General features: G+C 43.5%; 18 protein-coding genes. 10 read left to right on the top strand and 8 right to left on the bottom strand.

All coding sequences use genetic code 11. The features are described from left to right. Window positions 1–63: 63 nt before the first annotated feature. Together RNZ41_RS08740 and RNZ41_RS08735 are read right to left on the bottom strand one after the other, a co-directional pair. Window positions 64–249 (bottom strand): hypothetical protein, encoded by a 186-nt coding sequence (locus RNZ41_RS08740; RefSeq protein WP_313063391.1) that lies wholly within the window; start codon window positions 247–249, stop codon window positions 64–66. Between the two features lie 26 nt (window positions 250–275). Beyond that, the gene (locus RNZ41_RS08735; RefSeq protein ID WP_007116099.1) at window positions 276–464 is read right to left on the bottom strand and encodes a hypothetical protein; all 189 of its coding nucleotides are present in this window, start codon (window positions 462–464) and stop codon (window positions 276–278) included. Between the two features lie 223 nt (window positions 465–687). Here RNZ41_RS08735 and speC point away from each other — a divergent pair, with 223 nt between their 5' ends. Beyond that, entirely contained in the window at window positions 688–2841 is a 2154-nt protein-coding gene (gene speC, locus RNZ41_RS08730) for an ornithine decarboxylase (protein ID WP_314027103.1), read from the top strand. Between the two features lie 198 nt (window positions 2842–3039). Continuing rightward, window positions 3040–3534, top strand: a complete 495-nt coding sequence (locus RNZ41_RS08725) for a hypothetical protein (RefSeq protein ID WP_314027102.1) — start codon at window positions 3040–3042, stop codon at window positions 3532–3534. Window positions 3535–3552: 18 nt separating this feature from the next. On the opposite strand, the gene RNZ41_RS08720 is transcribed toward RNZ41_RS08725, so the two are convergent. The 3 genes from RNZ41_RS08720 to RNZ41_RS08710 form a co-directional block, all read right to left on the bottom strand. Beyond that, the gene (locus RNZ41_RS08720; RefSeq protein ID WP_314027101.1) at window positions 3553–4191 is read right to left on the bottom strand and encodes an anthranilate synthase component II; all 639 of its coding nucleotides are present in this window, start codon (window positions 4189–4191) and stop codon (window positions 3553–3555) included. A gap of 110 nt (window positions 4192–4301) precedes the next feature. Beyond that, a complete protein-coding gene (locus tag RNZ41_RS08715; protein ID WP_409950576.1) occupies window positions 4302–5714 on the bottom strand; it encodes an anthranilate synthase component I family protein in 1413 nt (470 codons plus the stop codon). A 256-nt stretch (window positions 5715–5970) separates the two neighbouring features. Beyond that, window positions 5971–6267 carry a Trp family transcriptional regulator gene (locus tag RNZ41_RS08710; RefSeq protein WP_314027100.1) on the bottom strand — a complete coding sequence of 99 codons (297 nt, stop codon included), beginning with the start codon at window positions 6265–6267 and terminating at the stop codon, window positions 5971–5973. A 469-nt stretch (window positions 6268–6736) separates the two neighbouring features. On the opposite strand from RNZ41_RS08710, the gene RNZ41_RS08705 reads away from it, so the two are divergent. Both RNZ41_RS08705 and RNZ41_RS08700 read left to right on the top strand, forming a co-directional pair. After that, a complete protein-coding gene (locus tag RNZ41_RS08705; protein WP_314027099.1) occupies window positions 6737–8713 on the top strand; it encodes an oleate hydratase in 1977 nt (658 codons plus the stop codon). A 155-nt stretch (window positions 8714–8868) separates the two neighbouring features. After that, a complete protein-coding gene (locus RNZ41_RS08700) occupies window positions 8869–9507 on the top strand; it encodes a glutathione S-transferase family protein (RefSeq protein ID WP_314027098.1) in 639 nt (212 codons plus the stop codon). 115 nt (window positions 9508–9622) lie between these two features. Here the strand turns inward: RNZ41_RS08700 and RNZ41_RS08695 are convergent, their stop codons facing one another. After that, the gene (locus RNZ41_RS08695; RefSeq protein WP_314027097.1) at window positions 9623–10579 is read right to left on the bottom strand and encodes a ketopantoate reductase family protein; all 957 of its coding nucleotides are present in this window, start codon (window positions 10577–10579) and stop codon (window positions 9623–9625) included. Window positions 10580–10713: 134 nt separating this feature from the next. On the opposite strand from RNZ41_RS08695, the gene RNZ41_RS08690 reads away from it, so the two are divergent. The 4 genes from RNZ41_RS08690 to rpmG all read left to right on the top strand — a co-directional run bounded on the left by RNZ41_RS08690 (window position 10714) and on the right by rpmG (window position 12265). Next, window positions 10714–10836, top strand: coding sequence for a hypothetical protein (locus RNZ41_RS08690; protein ID WP_257619540.1), 123 nt, complete (start codon window positions 10714–10716; stop codon window positions 10834–10836). Continuing rightward, complete coding sequence (gene bioD, locus RNZ41_RS08685) at window positions 10836–11537, top strand: dethiobiotin synthase (RefSeq protein WP_314027096.1); 702 nt, start codon at window positions 10836–10838, stop codon at window positions 11535–11537. Before RNZ41_RS08690 ends, bioD begins: the two co-directional genes overlap by 1 nt. Before the next feature lie 300 nt (window positions 11538–11837). After that, window positions 11838–12074: a 50S ribosomal protein L28 gene (gene rpmB / locus RNZ41_RS08680; RefSeq protein WP_007116088.1), complete on the top strand. Its 237-nt coding sequence runs from the start codon at window positions 11838–11840 to the stop codon at window positions 12072–12074. Between the two features lie 35 nt (window positions 12075–12109). After that, window positions 12110–12265: a 50S ribosomal protein L33 gene (gene rpmG / locus RNZ41_RS08675; protein ID WP_007116087.1), complete on the top strand. Its 156-nt coding sequence runs from the start codon at window positions 12110–12112 to the stop codon at window positions 12263–12265. A 199-nt stretch (window positions 12266–12464) separates the two neighbouring features. Here the strand turns inward: rpmG and RNZ41_RS08670 are convergent, their stop codons facing one another. Then, window positions 12465–13922: a C13 family peptidase gene (locus tag RNZ41_RS08670; RefSeq protein ID WP_314027095.1), complete on the bottom strand. Its 1458-nt coding sequence runs from the start codon at window positions 13920–13922 to the stop codon at window positions 12465–12467. A gap of 346 nt (window positions 13923–14268) precedes the next feature. Between RNZ41_RS08670 and nhaA the strand changes: the two genes are divergently transcribed. Together nhaA and RNZ41_RS08660 are read left to right on the top strand one after the other, a co-directional pair. Beyond that, entirely contained in the window at window positions 14269–15486 is a 1218-nt protein-coding gene (gene nhaA, locus RNZ41_RS08665; RefSeq protein ID WP_409950739.1) for a Na+/H+ antiporter NhaA, read from the top strand. Between the two features lie 112 nt (window positions 15487–15598). Then, complete coding sequence (locus RNZ41_RS08660; protein ID WP_007116084.1) at window positions 15599–16003, top strand: tellurite resistance TerB family protein; 405 nt, start codon at window positions 15599–15601, stop codon at window positions 16001–16003. A 35-nt stretch (window positions 16004–16038) separates the two neighbouring features. Here RNZ41_RS08660 and RNZ41_RS08655 read toward each other — a convergent pair whose 3' ends face one another. After that, entirely contained in the window at window positions 16039–17076 is a 1038-nt protein-coding gene (locus tag RNZ41_RS08655) for a LysR family transcriptional regulator (protein WP_007116083.1), read from the bottom strand. Between the last annotated feature and the right edge of the window lie 185 nt (window positions 17077–17261).

Raw genomic sequence — 17261 nt, 5'->3', positions numbered from 1 at the left:
TTGGCTAATGCGCTTAATTACAGTGTTTTCTAAAAAGTGTTGTCTAAAAATTTCACACCGTGCTTATGAGTGATTTTTCTCATGCGACTCAGATGTTGTATGAGCACGCGTCGTATGAGATTGCGGCGGCAGCTTAGCGGCTTTATTTTTTAAGTGATAGCGAATCCAAAAATGGGTTACGATGCTAATCACAATCGATAAACTGATAAAACCTAAAATGGTCATCCAAATTTGACTATCTACTTGCATACTTGATCCTTGTGAGACAATCTAAGTTAACGCTGATTATCGATGCGCTGGCTATCAATACTTTGATTAGCTCCCATTGTTTGATTACGAATCGCATCATCGCGCTGTTTTTTCTTGAGTCGGAACGTTAGCCATAAATATGTTAATATGCCTAAGATTACGGCAGCAATCATATACATAATAATAGTAGTCCAAATACTGTTATCTACGCCCATGAAAGAGTCCTTTTTATTATTGTTAGCATTAGTGTAACAGGTCTTAACAGCTATTTTACGTCATTCACGTAATGATGTGTGGTAGCGATGTTACTGGCTATTTTCAAACACTGTAATAAGCGTCTACAAAAGCACTTTTTTTCACTTTTTCATATTTTTACGTTAAGATAATTGTCTAAAAAACGCTTTGGCAACTGACACGGTTGCAGCAAGGAAAATAATTATGAAAGTAGTCATCAGTGATGGCATCGAATACGCCCTAAATCTTAATTATCGTACCATCGATATTGAATCGACCGACTATACCAATATTGCAGCAATTGTAGTCACGATGACAGACTTGCCGCGTGTGTATCAAGATATTGAAGATTTGGGTTTTGCCATTCCGATATTTGTGGCGATTGAATATGGTGATGTAGTGCCTGATGAATGGCTACCCAATGTGTATGGTGTGCTAGAACTGGCAGATGATCAAAAATTTTATAACGGACAATTGGTCAATGCGGCAGCGGCGGACTATATCGCCACGCTCGATCCGCCTTTTTTCCAAGCCTTGATGGACTATACCGACTATGGCAATGCAGCGTTTGACTGTCCTGGACACCAAGGCGGACAGTTTTTTCGTAAGCATCCTTCTGGCAGACGCTTTTATTTATACTTTGGGGAAACGCTGTTTCGTGCCGACTCTTGTAATGCCGATGTCCGTCTTGGCGATTTGCTAATTCATGAAGGCCCAGCTTTTGAGGCACAAGCGCATGCGGCGAAAGTGTTTAATGCGGATAAAACCTACTTTGTGCTCAACGGTACCTCCTCTTCCAATAAAATTGCGATTGGTGCCTTAGTGGCGCATGGTGATTTGGTGCTGTTTGACCGTAACAATCACAAATCCGTGTACCAAGGCGCCTTAACCATGGCAGGTGGTACGCCTGTGTATTTAGAGACCGACCGCAATGCTTATGGTTTGATTGGCGGCATTCCTGCCCATTGTTTTGAGGAAGCCGAAATCCGTGAGCGTATTCGTGAAGTTGCGCCCGATAAAGCCGATGATGCCCGCCCATTTCGCTTGGCGGTAATTCAGCTGGGCACGTATGATGGCACTATTTATAACGCCCGCCAAGTGGTGGATCGCATCGGGCATCTGTGTGACTATATTTTGTTTGACAGTGCTTGGGTGGGTTATGAGCAGTTTATCCCGATGATGCGTGATTGCTCGCCACTGCTGCTTGAGCTGGGTGAAAATGATCCTGGGATTTTGGTCACCCAATCGGTACACAAGCAACAAGCTGGCTTTTCTCAAGCCTCACAAATCCATAAAAAAGATAACCATATCAGCGGGCAAGCCCGTTATGTCAATCATAAACGCTTTAACAACTCGTTTATGATGCACGTGTCGACCTCGCCGTTTTACCCGTTGTTTGCCTCACTTGATGTCAATGCCAAAATGCATGAAGGTAAAGCCGGTCAGCGCATGTGGCATGAGTGTGTCATCGGTGGTATCGAAGCACGTAAAATGCTGCTAGACACTTGTACCATGATTTTGCCATTTGTCCCGCCTACAGTAGATGGGCAAGCTTGGCAAGACTACGATACCGAAACCATTGCCCATGATATTCGCTTTTTCCGCTTTGAGGCAGGGGCGCGTTGGCATGATTTTCAGCATTATGCCGATGACCAATACTTTATTGACCCCTGTAAATTGCTACTGACAACACCCGGCATTGATATGCAAACCGGTGAGTATGAAGCGACAGGGATTCCTGCTGCGATTTTGGCACATTATCTGCGTGAAAGCTCGGTCATTCCAGAAAAAGCCGATTTAAACTCGATTTTATTCTTACTGACGCCTGCCGAAACCTTGGCAAAATTCCAGCACTTGGTCGCCCGAATCGTCAGTTTTGAAAAACATATCCGCGAAAACAGCCCCGTCACCCAGGTGTTACCGACACTGGCTAAGGCATATCCGCAGTACCGCAAACTCACTATTAATGAGCTTTGCCAACTGATGCATAACTTCTATGCCAAGCATCAGCTGAATAAACGACAAAAACAAATGTTTGAGCGCGAACATCGTCCCAAGGTTGCTATAAGCGCGTTTGATGCGCATAACGCCTTTATCCGTAATGATGTCGAGCTGGTATCGCTGCATGATATCAAAGGCAGAATCGCCATGGAAGGGGCGCTACCATATCCACCAGGGGTGTACTGTATTGTACCTGGGGAAGTGTGGGATGGGGCTGTGCTGGACTACTTCTTGGCATTGCAAGAAGGGGTTAATCGCTTGCCAGGCTTTGAACCAGAAGTGCAGGGCGTGTACTGGGAGTATGACGACCAAGGTAAAAAGATTGCCTACGCCTATGTGTTAAAACAGTCTCACTAAATTTGATTGACGGTTTTTGATTCATAGGCTTTCTCTTTGAGGTCTATATTTGGCGCGTTTACAGCAGTAACCAATGGCGCAAAAATTGGTCTATGTAGCTAGGTACGATGTTATTTAATTAAATGATAATCATTATTATTTACATTCTCAATCTATTATTGGATAATGGCGGCTCAATTTTTAAGAGGCAGTCAAACAATGACAATGAAAGATTTTCGTATCTACATGAGGCTTGGGCACCGCTATGTTGGATTCTTTATGGTTGGCATTATGCTGGTCTATTCGCTAAGTGGCATGTTGCTGGTATTTCGCGACACTGATTTTTTAAAATCTTCAAAAACTGTCAAGCAAGTCGTGGCAAGCAATCTTGATGAGAAAAATTTAGCCAAAACCCTAAAAATGAAAAACATCGATTTTAGGGAGCAGCAGGGTGATATACAGCTTTTTAAAGACGGACAGTACAATGTTAAAACCGGTGAGGTGACTTATACCAGCAAAAAGCTGCCTGTGGTATTAGATAAAATGGTGAATTTTCATAAAGCGCCCTCTAAAGGTAGCATGGGTGGGCTCAATGTATTGTTTGGCTTGAGTTTATTGTTTTTTGTGGTGTCGAGTTTGTTTTTATTCACGCCAAGTTCCAAAATTTTTAAGCGTGGCTTGGCATTTGTGGCGGTGGGGTGGTGTTGTCGGTGATTTTGTTGATGTTGTAAATTACCCTAACAAAAAGTTTTTCAGCAGCATTTTGGCGCCTTCGGTGGCGAAGGATTCTGGGTGATATTGCACCCCTTGAATCGGATAGTCACGGTGGCGAATGCCCATGATTTCATCGCCTGCTAGACTGGCATCTTTGAGGTTTTTATCACTATGTTGCTCACTAGATACCACGCTGGTCACTACCAAACAATCGGGGAGTGAAGCGGCGTCGACCATCAGTGAATGATAACGCATGATGTCAAGCTGCTGTGGCAAACCTTGATACACGCCTTGACCATCGTGACGAATCGGTGATGTCTTGCCATGCATTGGCACATTGGCTCGCACCACTTGACCACCAAAAAAATGTGCAATCCCTTGCATGCCAAGACACACGCCTAGCAGCGGTATGGTTTTGCCAAGCTCAGTAATGACCTCACCACACACACCAAAATACGCAGGGTCATCGGGCGAACCTGGACCGGGGGAGATGATAATGCGGTCAGGATTCATGGCTTGGATATCCGCTAAGCTAATCTCATTATTGCGTTTGACAACCACGTTGAAAGGCTGATTGTCTGCGGCTAAAATCTCACCAATATATTGGTATAGGTTAAAGGTAAAAGAATCGTAGTTATCAATAATTAACACTTGCATAGTCAACTCTAAAAATAGGTTATGGCTGTTGTTCTAAACGTCCAAAATACTGCTGATATACATCGCTATCATACGTATCTAGTTGCCGTATCGTCATGATGGAGCAGACTTTACTGCACTGGCGCAAAATTGGACAGTACAACTTTCATCGCAGACAGTTTTCGCACGATTTCTTCATATTCATCTTCAGGATTGGAGTCATACACATTGCCGCCGCAAGTTTGCGCATACGCTTTTTCGCCATTGATAAACAGCGAGCGAATCGGAATAGCAAAAATACAATCCCCATTAAAACAAAACTGACCGAGTGCGCCACCGTAAGCGCCGCGACCATCGGGCTCTAGCGTATTTATAATTTTCATTGCTTCAATTTTGGGTGCGCCTGATAGCGTACCTGCGGGAAAATTACTGGCAAGCGCGGTGAACATATCATGATTAGGGTCAAGAATACCGACGATTTCACTGGAGATGTGCTGGACATGTGAAAAGCGCTTGATATCCATTAAGTTACGCACTTTTACCGTCCCAAAGCGTGCCACCCGCCCGATATCATTACGATGTAAGTCCACCAACATATTATGTTCGGCGATTTCTTTGGGGTCATTGAGCAAGGCGCGCGCTAATTGGCGATCTTCGGTCTCATCCTTGCCGCGCTTGGTGGTGCCCGCCAGTGGGAAGGTCTCCATCTCACCATTGCGCAATCGGAACAACAACTCAGGCGATGCGCCGATGATTTTTTGGGCGCCAAATTTGACATAGTACATATGCGGTGACGGGTTGACTTCGCGCAGTTTACTATAAATTGGCATAGTATCGCCTTGGATGCGATAATGCGACTTGAAACCCACTTCACACTGAAAAATCAGCCCAGCTTTAATGTCTTCTTTGACTTTCATCACCGCTGCCGCATGTTGCTCGCGGTTCATGCCATCGCCCAAATGCTCAGCAGTCGGCTGCGTATAGTCAGGCGAAATAGCATTCAATAATGACTTGATTTCGTCAATACGATTGCTTTGGTGGTCGGTATCGTAATAATAATAAAAAATTTCACCGGTCATCTTATCAAGGCTTAACCCATCTAAGTACACCCCGAATTTGAACGGCTCGAAATCATCACTGGTTTGAATATTCAGGGTCGGCTCAAAAAAATTGACACTATCAAATCCCAAAAAACCGACCAATCCGCCGGTATGGCTACGTGAAATCACATGCTGTGGGGTGATTTCGCGCAGTAGTTGGTAAGGATTGTCACAGGTATAATCCGTGCTTTCCCCCGTGCGATTGTTGGTGATAGTCAAAGTATGGCGGTCTTTTGCCAACACTGTCATCGCAGGGTCAAAGCCGATGGCATGATGACGTGAAATATAGCTTTCTTCGCCCAACGATTCCAGTAAAAAACAAGTAGCGTATTTGGCTTCGATGCGTTTAAAGAGTTCAAAAAAATCAATGTCTTGTGCAAGTTTAATCAGGCTTGGTTTGCTGGCAAGGGCGATTTTGGGCGGTTTGGCGTGTGTAGTCATCATGGTGTCTTAAATTTATAGTGTCCTAAATTTACATTATCTTAAATTTATAGCGGCTTAAATTTACCCTATCTTAAATTTTAATCAATGTTTCAGTGTTCTAGTATGATGATACATTGTAATCAGATTAACCCCTGCTTGCAACTCTTTTATGGCATGCCAGTTATTTTCTCACGGATTTTCATCGTCCTTCTAATCACCCTAAAGTATGTATGCTACTGTGATGGGCATATTCACGCTTTAACCCATTATCAGAGAGTTATTGGGTTAAATGAGTCAAATTTGGCAGTAATTGGTTGATATCGTGTTGACCATACGCTTTGGCGCCCCGTGATACGGTCGCAATGCCCACCCCCAAGCGCTCAGCGATTTCGCGTTGTGGTAGCGCTTGCTGAAACAAGGCAAAAATCTGAATGCGATTGGCGATTTCTTTTTGTTCTTTTTCAGTCAGTAGCGCTGCCAAAATTTCGCGGATAAAGTCACTATCATCGGTTTGGCTCAGTAGCTCAACCAAATAATCATAGGCGGGTAGGAATGATGGCGAAGTGTGCGGCATAGTAGTTTTTTTGAGTAGAAGATAACAAGTAAAGCATTTCAGTGTTCTAGTATAGTGATACATTTTACGAAGTTTAGCCAGTGAACTCAATCTATTTTTATCCTTTTAGAAAACTGAATAGGTGCGACGACTGGTTACGTTTGATTACAAAAGTGCAAATAACTGAATATTTAATCAAAGCTTAGTCGACACAAAGTCGCTTTAGCGAGGTTATACAATGTGGTTATAATAAAATTGCTTAGTTAGAAATCTAAGTGAGTTTATTAATTATAAATAATGACTATCAATCATAATTATTATAATCGCGCCGTTGTCTTTGGCTGTTGTCTTTGGTTATTGTGTAGCAGTCTTAATGGGCAATTAAGAATGGGCAGTTAAGGTCAATGTCAAAAGGTAGCAGCGCGGTTTAAAAGTTAGTTAACGCTAATTTTATTCAATACTAATCTTATTCAAAATAGGGCACTTCATTATGACAACCAACGCTAAAAACAACAGTGAATTTTTGAAAAATATGGCTTTAAAAGAGGTCGATCATCAACCACAGCGCGCGGATTATCAATCCAATCAACCTGGCAATTCGATGCCCTTTGGTGATGCCCGTGGTAACTATCAGCGTAATATTGGCTTTGATACCGGACGTTTTAAAGACAGTAAAGTCTATATCGTCGGCGGCGGTATTGGCGGGTTGGCAGCGGCGTATTATTTTATCCGAGATGCCCATATCCCAGGCGAGAACATTACCTTTTTAGAAGAATTAGCGGTGCAAGGCGGCTCGCTCGATGGCGCTGGTAATGCCAAAGACGGTTATATCATGCGGGGCGGTCGTGAGATGATTACCACCTATGAGAATTTTTGGGATATGTTCCAAGATATACCCGCGCTAGAGCTACCAGAGCCTTATTCAGTGCTTGATGAATACCGCCTGATCAATGACAATGACCCCAACTATTCTAAAGCACGGTTGATTCATAACAAAGGCGAAATCAAAGATTTTCATAAGTTTAATCTCAATAAAGCCGACCAACTTGCCATTGTCCGTTTATTACTAAAAAATCAAGATGAACTCGATAATCTCACCATTGAAGATTACTTTAGCCAAAGTTTTTTGGACAGTAATTTTTGGACGCTATGGCGTAGTATGTTTGCTTTTGAAAACTGGCACAGCTTACTTGAGTGCAAACTTTATATGCATCGGTTTTTGGAAGCCTTAGATGGTATCAAAGATATGTCGACCCTGTTATTTGCCAAATACAACCAATATGACAGCTTTGTGGTACCTGCGCAAAAATTTTTAATCAATAAAGGCGTCAAACTACAAAGTGACACGTTAGTGACCGCGGTTGATTTTGAGCAGCAAGGCGACAAAAGAATCGTTAAAGGGCTGACAACTACCCAACAAGGTCAACAAGTCCATATCCCTGTACGGGACAATGATTTTGTGATTATTACCACAGGGTCAATGACGGAAGATACGCGCTATGGCACCAGTGACACTGCGCCTGATATCCGTCTCGCTGATGATAAAATGGGAAAAACGAAAGGCTGGGTGCTGTGGAATGACCTTGCCAAACAATCTGCTGTGTTTGGTCGTCCAGAAAAATTTAACCGCCATGTACCCAAATCTGCCTGGATGTCAGCAACCTTAACCTGCAAAGACTCGGCGCTTTTACGCAAAATCAGCGAAAAATACTGTGTCAATCCACCGCTATCAGGCAAAACAGTCACAGGCGGTATTGTTACCATCACCGATTCCAACTGGCTTATGAGTTTTACTATTAACCGCCAACCGCAATTTCCTGACCAACCCAAAGACGTGGTGGTGATATGGGTGTATGGGCTATTGATGGATAAAAAAGGCAACTACGTGCCAAAAACCATGCCAGAATGTACGGGGCATGAAATTGTGACGGAGCTACTATACCACCTAGATTTGCTCGAACAAAAAGATGATATTTTAGCCAATACCATCGCCAACACCGCCTATATGCCCTATATCACTTCGATGTTTATGCCACGTGCCAAAGGTGACCGTCCACAAATTGTACCCGAAGGCTGCACCAATTTAGGTCTCATTGGTCAATTTGTTGAAACCAACAACGATGTAGTGTTCACCGTTGAAACTTCGGTACGCTCGGCGCGGGTCGCGGTGTACACCCTAACAGATTGTAATAAGCAGGTGCCTGATATCGTGCCAACCCAATACGACATTCGCAACATGCTCCGCTCTGCCAGTACACTCAACGATGACCAAGGCTTCATCGGCGAAGGCATACTGCGCCGAGTGCTCGCCAATACCTATTATGAGCACATCTTGCCACCCGTCGCCAAAAAAGCGCCCAAAGACAGCTCGTTGATGCAGACGCTTGCCGAGCAATTTGAAGTAGTCAAAGCCTTTTGGCATAAAGAAGGCCATAAAGATGAGCAAAAAGCGCAGGATAAAAAATAAGCTTTGATAAACTTTTGTCATCAAACCTAAAAATCCTCCTGCTGTCAGGGGGATTTTTTATCAGCAAAATTTCCTTTGCGCCTAAAAACCCTATTTCGTAAAACGGTGGTTTCAAGTATATTAAAGCTAAAATCACACATCATAAGGAACAAGTGATGAAACTATATACCATGAATGCCCCGCCAAACCCGCGCAAGGTCGACTTATTGTTAAAAGTCAAAGAACTTGATATCAATGATATTCATAATTTACAAGTCATCAACGTAGATATTGGCAAAAATGAGCAAAACTCGCCGGAGTTTTTGGCGGTCAATCCACTGGGGCTGTTGCCTGTATTAGTGCTTGATGATGGCACTGTGCTCAATGATTCACACGCCATTTGTGAGTATCTGGATATTCGACTCGCAGGCAATGGTAAGCAAGTGATGGGCTCAGACCCTATACAACGCGCCAAAATCACCGCAATGTCACGCAATGCGGAGTTTCATGTGCTATATAACATGATGCTGGCTTTCCAGCATGGGCATCCATCTCGCGCGTCGGTGGGGAACCAAGTGCCTGGTATGGCAGAAGAGAGCATCAACCGCGTCAAAAAAGCATTGCCGTACTTTGACAAGCTATTATCGAGTCATAAATACTTGCTCGGTGATCGACTCACCTTCGCTGATATCGTGTTGTATGTTGGCTTGGATTTTGGGCGAGTGATGAAGTTTAATCCAAAAGATGCCAGTGTGGTGGGTGACCATGTGGCACGTTTTTATGCACAAATGAGTGAGCGTTTTGGTAAAAAATAACGGTTGTTGACATAAAAAGGGCAAGGTAGCTGCCCTTTTTTTATTTGTAGTGGTTATTCATCACTTCTATGCAGCGTTTTTTGCAGCGCTTTTTTCAATAGCGCTAGGGTTGTCATCACGACTGATTGTTAGCCATTAATGCACTGATACCATCATATAGGGTATCATTGACCGGCGTGTCAATGCCATGCTTATCACCCAATTCACGAATTGTCCCTGCAAACAAATCAAGCTCACAGCGTCGCCCTGCTTTTAAATCCTGCCGCATCGAGGGCATGCCTTTAGGATCCAGCGCATCCATGATTCCCAACCATTTTTTGAAATCTTCCTCGGTCAAAGTTACGCCTTCAGCGTGTGCCACTGCCATCACTTCACGCATGGCGGCTTTGAACATTTCGCGCGCCTCACCCGCTTGTTGCACAGTATCAAAGGTACCTTGATACAATGCCACGGTTTGATTGACGCCGGTATTTAGCATCAATTTGCCCCACAGCTGGCGCGGCATGTCATCGCTTACTGAATGCGGGAAATTGACTTGATTAAAGAGGGCATCGACTTGTTGCACGCGTGCGCGTTCAGCGCTATCAGTTGTCATCGCGCCAATCACCAATTGTCCATGATCGCGATAAATCAGTTGGCTACCATTTTCCCCATTTTTTTCATGCGGCTCATTTTTCATGGCGTCCATTTGCTGCGCCACACAATACACAATGCGCTCGTCACCACAGGCGTTTGCCAACACTTTTTCGCTGGCGATACCGTTTAGGGCAGAAACAATTAGCGTATTGTCGCCAAGTTGACTTTTGATGAGCGGTAACACCTCGTTTAACTGATAAAATTTGGTACAGACGATGACCAAGTCGGCGGGCGTTGTGATGGCGTTGGGTGTGACATAGTTGAGTTGTAATGGCTCGCCATTCACCAATAAACCTTGCTGTTGGTAGCGGTTGACACGGTCTCTATCGGCGACGATACGCAAGTTTTCAAAAGGCATATTTGGGGCTAATAAACTTGCAAATAACGCCCCTAATGCGCCAAATCCAACAATGGCAATAATCGGTGAATCGTTCATCTTTTTTCCTGTTATTTTGCGACATTGATTAGAGTTGTGATAAAGTTTAGCAGATTTTTGCACGTATTTTAAAAAAGGAATCACAATGAAATTATTAAAAATGGCTGGGCTTATGGGTTGTTTATGACCTGCTTATGAAAAATCAGCAACAAACTTTGCAAGAACTCATGCCAGCGTTTGAGCAAAGAATTGAAAAAATCACCCAATCAGCTCAAAAAACCACCCAAACCATTAACCATAAAGCAAGTAAGAAATAATGAATCTATCCAATGTTAACGATGCTTCATCTTCCCTAAACGGCGCATATTTTGTCACAGGTACCGACACCGAAATCGGTAAAACCACCACTACTGCGCAACTGGTCAAAAGCATGGCTGAACAAGGCAAAAGTGTCTATGCCATCAAGCCAGTCACCGCAGGTCTAGAAACCGATGACAACGGGCAAACATATAGCGATGATGCAAGGCGCATCAATCAATTTGCCAATGTCAAACCACCGCTGTCTGTCATTGCGCCTATCCAGCTAGCGACTCCTTGCTCACCGCATATCGCCGCGCAGCTTGATAACATGACACTCACCAACACCCAATTAGTCGATACCATCCATAAGTCCATCGCAGCCTATCCTGCCGATGTGATTTTGGTTGAAGGGGCAGGCGGCTGGTTTACCCCTATTAACGAGCAAGAAACGCTTGCTGATGTGGCAGCCGCGCTCAAATACCCTGTCATCCTGGTCGTCGGTATCAAGCTTGGTAGCCTTAATCATGCCATGCTAACCCTACAAGCAATTTGGCAAGCAGGGCTAAAAGTCGCTTTGGTTATTTTTAACCAATTACAGACCGACACGCCGTTTGTCGATGCGCAAATTGACTGGTTAAGTCAGCAAATTTTACGCCAGTCTACTGGGTATCAAAACCTACCACCCTTGATGGTCAAACAAGGCGTTTTAACCCATTAAATTTTTATCCAATCACATTGCTTTTTGGCATAAGTTATGGTATAAATAGCGGCTTTAAATTTACTAGCGATTTTTTGACGCTTGCTTAAAATGGTTTTGATTGACGCAAGTCAAGTGACTACCCGTGAGTAGCTAATTTTAAGTACGCCGCCAAAAGATTAATTATTGATTCAAACTGAGATACTCAACACTAGAATCGTTGAAACCCTAGCTTTTTTAGCTTCAATGATATGCGAGATGTGCGAGTATCAGTTGTGACAGGCATGAGCAGCCCTCATGCACACCGATTAGGAGTAAGCCATGTCTCGAGTATGCCAAGTGACTGGAAAACGCCCAGCGGTAGGTAACAATGTTTCTCACGCAAACAACAAAACCCGCCGTCGTTTTCTACCAAATCTACACACCCATCGTTTTTGGGTAGAGAGCGAAAACCGCTTTGTTAAGCTTCGCTTGACTACCAAAGGTATGCGTATCATTGATAAAGTTGGTATTGACCAAGTTTTAACTGATATGCGTGCTCGTGGCGAAAAAATCTAATTTTTGCCTTTTCATATTCTTAGGGAGCAATTGCGATGCGTGATAAAATCAAATTAGTTTCAACTGCAGGTACGGGTTATTTTTACACCACGACCAAAAATAAACGTACCATGCCAAACAAAATGGAAATCAAAAAATTTGATCCAGTGGTACGTCAACATGTTGTATTCAAAGAAGCTAAAATCAAATAATTGACTGACACAGTCTATTTGACGCGCTATTTGATAAAAAAGTGGGTAACTCAGGTTAACCCACTTTTTTTATGTGCAAAAATTATAAAATCGCTAAAAAATTGGCAGAAAATATCAATTGTTCCTAATCGCTACCGCGATGGATGGTAAGACGAGTGGCAAGGCATCTTGGCAGCTAAAACAGCCGAAACGGTCTACGTTATTTGTGCAGTTGGTGGCTACTTAAGGTATGGGCATCGCTAGTAGCACTGGCGGCAGTCGATGGCGCTATCACAACCGCAGGTAAGGGTTTAAGACTGTTTTCAAATTCTGGCAATATCGCTTTAATAGCATCACCCATCACCAATTGTGGCTCAGACGGTTCAAACCCCATCATTTTTTCCCGTTCAGCAATGCGTTTACTGGCGGCTTCAAACGCAGGTTGAAAACGGCGAAGCTTGGGTAAGCTTTCAGCAAAAAATGCTTGTCCAAAGTATGTATATTCGGCTTCATTAGAACAGCCAAACGATGATTTGTTCGCCGCTGAGGCAGTAATGACTAGGGTGTATGGTGATTTTAACTCATTGATAAATGAGCCAGAATAACAGGCGGATACCACAATAACGCGCCATTTAATGCCAGATTTATCCAATGATTGGCGTAGCCATTTGGCATCGACATTATCGAGCGCTAGCGGTGGGTTCGACATCTCAATCACCTTGTCACCCCCATGCGAGGTCAAGGTCAAAAATAGCACGTCTTCATTGACATCCATTTTTTTGGCGATACTTTGCAAAGTGCGTTCAATACTGGTTTTACTGGCAATCGGCAGCGCAGACAGGGTATTGGCGTTGTTAATGAGTTCCACCGAGCGTCCTGCTGTGCCAAATTGATGGTCAAAGTAATCTTTGGTCAGCTCAATTTCTGACCGGAACACATCTTGCTCGCCATGACCTGCGACACCCATAAAGTACCAATCATGTATGGTCGGGCGTTGCGGCTGCACATTATTTAGCATATCAGCCAGAAGCTCAGGCTGCGCATAAAATGCCGCTTCAGTGACCACGGGTTCGACAGGGTCAGATTGAAAAATCGGCTCAGATTGCACGTTTTTTTGCCACACACTGAGTACGGCAAACGCACCCAGCATAATCAGGACACGCTCAATCCATGACCAGCGTAATTGATTGCCAAAAATCCATAGCAGCGATAATGACTGCCAGACAAACGCCAATACGAACACAATACCAATCGTATCAAACGTCCATTCAGGTAGCCAGCCTAGGTCTGATATAAACTGAATCAAGCTTTGCACCAGCATCATGAAAGTATCAGCACACAGCCATAAAATCGCCGGCACAAAAATTAGCATGGCATTAAAATGCCGTTTGGCAAGAATCAATCCTGCCACCAACATCACCATCGGCCAAACCAAATAACTAATCAGCCCTTGTGGATTAAAATGGGTGGCATCTTCAGCAACGAGCCACGAAAACAGCAAATTACTCGCCAGTGCCGTCAATCCAAACAACAAAAACTGCCATACAGTGGGCTTGACCCAATAAAACGCGCGTTTTGAACCTATTAGCATGTGACCCGTGGCACGGATATTGGCGATAACGTTATGAGAAAAACGTTTGAGCGGGGTTAAATCAAGATCGGTAAGAGAAGTTGGCAAAATATCCACACTATTGAAAGGCTGATTCTAAATCGGTAGGCAAGTAGCGATAAAATAATAATACAAAATAGCGATGGGGTGTTAACAACTTTCTCAATCATTCGTGTTTAGAATGTTAACTATCAACCCTAGTAAATCATACGCCTAAAAATTAATTTATCTAAAATAGCGATTAAATGAATAAAATTTTCTATTAAATTAAAATTATGAAATTATTTATCATAATAATAGATTATATGATATAATAAAATATATGGTATGATGGTATTGTAGGCTATTTTGCTTGGTTTAAGTGTGGTATGTTTCATAAATAAAAGATGGTATTAAAAAGAGTTTTAGACAGATGATAGTATTTAACCAATTTAAAAAATTTTTGGCACACGATATGGCGGCGGGTATAGTGTTAGCGTTTTCCGCTGTGTTGGCGATGGTAGTAGCAAACTCTCCGATGAGTGACATATACGAGCACTTTTTGCATCTGCCTATTTCGATAAAAATCGGCTCTTTTAGTATCGATCATCATTTACTACATTGGATCAACGATGGCTTGATGGTGGTGTTTTTCTTTTTAGTGGGGCTTGAGCTCAAGCGCGAAATGCTAGTGGGCGAACTATCAGAGGTCAAAAAAGTCGTCCTACCTGCGATTGCTGCAGTCGGTGGCATGATGGTACCGGCGATTTTTTATGCCGCATTCAATTATCAGCACGCAGATTTGATGAAAGGTTGGGCGATTCCGGCGGCGACAGATATTGCGTTTGCCTTAGGTGTGCTGACTTTACTGGGCAATCGTGTGCCTGCCGCACTCAAAGTATTCTTGGCATCGATTGCTATTTTTGATGATATTGGCGCGATTATCATTATTGCGTTATTTTACTCATCGGGGCTGTCCATGGCGGCACTGGCTTGGGTTGGGGTATGTTTGGTGATATTGTGGCTGATGAATCGCTTTAACGTCACACGTACCACCGCTTATATGATGATTGGCGTTTTGCTATGGGCAGCGATGCTCAAGTCGGGCATACATGCGACGCTTGCCGGTGTGCTACTTGCGCTGTTTATCCCAATGACAGACAACAAGCACCCTGAGCATTCACCGCTCGAATCGGTTGAACATGACTTGCAAGACACAGTCAGTTTTATTATTTTACCGATTTTTGCGTTTGCCAATGCGGGCATTTATCTCGGTGGTACGGGGCTGTCCTCACTGTTTCATACGGTACCGCTCGGCATTGCCCTAGGGCTGCTGCTAGGCAAACCGATTGGGGTGATGTTATTTAGTTGGCTTGGCGTCAAGCTTGGGTTAGCCAGCTTGCCTACCAATGTTGATTGGCGACAAGTATTTGGTGTGGCGATTTTATGTGGTATTGGCTTTACTATGAGTTTGTTTATTGGTGGGCTTGCCTTTGCGGGGCTTGAAGTCAAACCGTTTGACGAACGACTCGGCATTATTCTAGGGTCATTATTGGCAGGTATGCTAGGGTATTTTTATCTTAAGAAAGTCTTACCAACCCAAGCTCTGACACAGCAGGTGAGTAACCCTGATGACCATACCTATATTCGCTAAGCTATTTACCCAAGGGTAGTGTAACGATAAATAAACTCTACAAATGATAGCAACGAATACTGCTATCATTTTTTATACCAATAATTTTGTGATCAATAATAAGGAAAACACCATGCTAACTAACAAGATAAAGGGTAAAAAGGCTGCATGGTTGGGCGGTGGTGTGGCAATAATTGGTCTATTGGCAAGTTGCGCCAGCGTGGCGTACCAATCGCTGCAAAATGGTAAATTAAGCGATATCAAAGAAAGCATTGATAGTGTACCCAAAAAAACGCTGACGTTAAAAGGCACATTTACCCAAAGCTTAGAGCAATCTGAATTTAATGACGGTACCACCAAATACCATGTATTTGACCCAAACAACCTGTTAGCCGACTATGCCAAAGCGCAAGGTCAAACGGGCGTGTCAATTAGTTTACCTGTCTGTATTGAAGGGCGGGTGACTGAAAAAGGACGTTACGGACATTTAGGAAAATATCCGTATGAGCTGTGGGTTGATAAAATTTGCCAGTCCTAGACCAGTCCTAGATAAGCAGCTTGTCTGACCATCCTTCATTGACGATCAGGGTCAATTTCAACCAAATCAATGGGCTGGGTATGCAGCGAACCGTCTTGAATCGCAGTTTGTAGCGGATACTTGATGCGCTCTTCGGCGATGATTTGTCGCGACACATGCTGAATCAACTGACGTAACCAACGATGCGCAGGGTGATGCTGTAATAGCGGCGACCACGCCATCGTCAATTCAAACTCTGGAATAAAAAATGGCGGCTCTTTAATCACGATATCATCATTATTTGCTTGCATGCGCGCCACCCGAGTCGGTAGTGTAGCAATTAAGTCTTTATTGGCGGTGAGCATCGCAGGCATCTGATAATGACGGGTAAAGACACTGATTTGACGTTTCTGACCGAGACGTTGTAACGCCGCATCAATTGAGCCAAGTCCACCAGATTTTTCGGGATTCACCCCAAAACCCACACCCATGCCTGTTTTAGAAACCCAAACGTGCTGAGCTTTAAGATAATTTTTGAGGTTAAAGCGATTGACATACGGACTATCAGCCGACAACAAACAACTAAAAGTATCACGCCAAATCAGCACTTGGTGAAAGCTTTGCGGTACCTCGTTAAAACGATTAATCGCCAAATCAACACGCCCTTGTTCCATATCTCGATACGACACATCTGAAGGCGTCAAAAAGTCCAAAATCACGTTTGGGGCTTCACTGCGCAGCGCTTTGACCAATCTAGGCACCAGCGTCGCTTCGGCATAATCTGACGTCATAATCCGAAACACACGACTTGAGGTATAAGGACGAAACTCAGTACGCGGCTCTAATAACTGGGTTAAATCTGCTAACAATTCGCGAACGCGCGGCTGTAATTCAAGCGCTCGCTCCGTCGGCGTCATGCCTTCAGATGAGCGAATCAACAAGGGATCATTAAACAACTTACGCAAACGACGTAAGATATTACTCATGGCGGGCTGGGTAATGCCGAGTTGCTCAGAGGCTCTGGTGACGTTTTTTTCTCGAAGTAACACATCAAGATGCACCAAAAGGTTCAAATCCACACGTTGTAAATCCATAAATTACTGTTTGTCTAGTTAAAAGTTAAGAAAAAAAGGCTAAAACAGCTAGTTTTAATAGGGGTAAAACCTAGCAATAAAACTTAAGTTATTGATTGTATTATACTATATTTTAAATAAATACTAAAGATACGAATCATTAAATAGCTAAATTATGAATTAAAGGGTATAGTGCATTCATTCCA

This window comes from Moraxella sp. DOX410, from assembly GCF_032248735.1.
Taxonomy (GTDB): Bacteria; Pseudomonadota; Gammaproteobacteria; order Pseudomonadales; family Moraxellaceae; genus Faucicola; species Faucicola tetraodonis.
The sequence above is the reverse complement of the archived record's forward strand: the minus strand, read 5'-3'. Positions and strand labels throughout refer to the sequence as shown.

What these genes read in the sequence shown, in the direction of transcription:
- RNZ41_RS08740 (WP_313063391.1), bottom strand. Translation starts at nt 249, where the DNA reads ATGCAAGTAGATAGTCAAATTTGGATGACCATTTTAGGTTTTATCAGT.
- RNZ41_RS08735 (WP_007116099.1), bottom strand. Translation starts at nt 464, where the DNA reads ATGGGCGTAGATAACAGTATTTGGACTACTATTATTATGTATATGATT.
- speC (WP_314027103.1), top strand. Translation starts at nt 688, where the DNA reads ATGAAAGTAGTCATCAGTGATGGCATCGAATACGCCCTAAATCTTAAT.
- RNZ41_RS08725 (WP_314027102.1), top strand. Translation starts at nt 3,040, where the DNA reads ATGACAATGAAAGATTTTCGTATCTACATGAGGCTTGGGCACCGCTAT.
- RNZ41_RS08720 (WP_314027101.1), bottom strand. Translation starts at nt 4,191, where the DNA reads ATGCAAGTGTTAATTATTGATAACTACGATTCTTTTACCTTTAACCTA.
- RNZ41_RS08715 (WP_409950576.1), bottom strand. Translation starts at nt 5,714, where the DNA reads ATGATGACTACACACGCCAAACCGCCCAAAATCGCCCTTGCCAGCAAA.
- RNZ41_RS08710 (WP_314027100.1), bottom strand. Translation starts at nt 6,267, where the DNA reads ATGCCGCACACTTCGCCATCATTCCTACCCGCCTATGATTATTTGGTT.
- RNZ41_RS08705 (WP_314027099.1), top strand. Translation starts at nt 6,737, where the DNA reads ATGACAACCAACGCTAAAAACAACAGTGAATTTTTGAAAAATATGGCT.
- RNZ41_RS08700 (WP_314027098.1), top strand. Translation starts at nt 8,869, where the DNA reads ATGAAACTATATACCATGAATGCCCCGCCAAACCCGCGCAAGGTCGAC.
- RNZ41_RS08695 (WP_314027097.1), bottom strand. Translation starts at nt 10,579, where the DNA reads ATGAACGATTCACCGATTATTGCCATTGTTGGATTTGGCGCATTAGGG.
- RNZ41_RS08690 (WP_257619540.1), top strand. Translation starts at nt 10,714, where the DNA reads ATGAAAAATCAGCAACAAACTTTGCAAGAACTCATGCCAGCGTTTGAG.
- bioD (WP_314027096.1), top strand. Translation starts at nt 10,836, where the DNA reads ATGAATCTATCCAATGTTAACGATGCTTCATCTTCCCTAAACGGCGCA.
- rpmB (WP_007116088.1), top strand. Translation starts at nt 11,838, where the DNA reads ATGTCTCGAGTATGCCAAGTGACTGGAAAACGCCCAGCGGTAGGTAAC.
- rpmG (WP_007116087.1), top strand. Translation starts at nt 12,110, where the DNA reads ATGCGTGATAAAATCAAATTAGTTTCAACTGCAGGTACGGGTTATTTT.
- RNZ41_RS08660 (WP_007116084.1), top strand. Translation starts at nt 15,599, where the DNA reads ATGCTAACTAACAAGATAAAGGGTAAAAAGGCTGCATGGTTGGGCGGT.
- RNZ41_RS08655 (WP_007116083.1), bottom strand. Translation starts at nt 17,076, where the DNA reads ATGGATTTACAACGTGTGGATTTGAACCTTTTGGTGCATCTTGATGTG.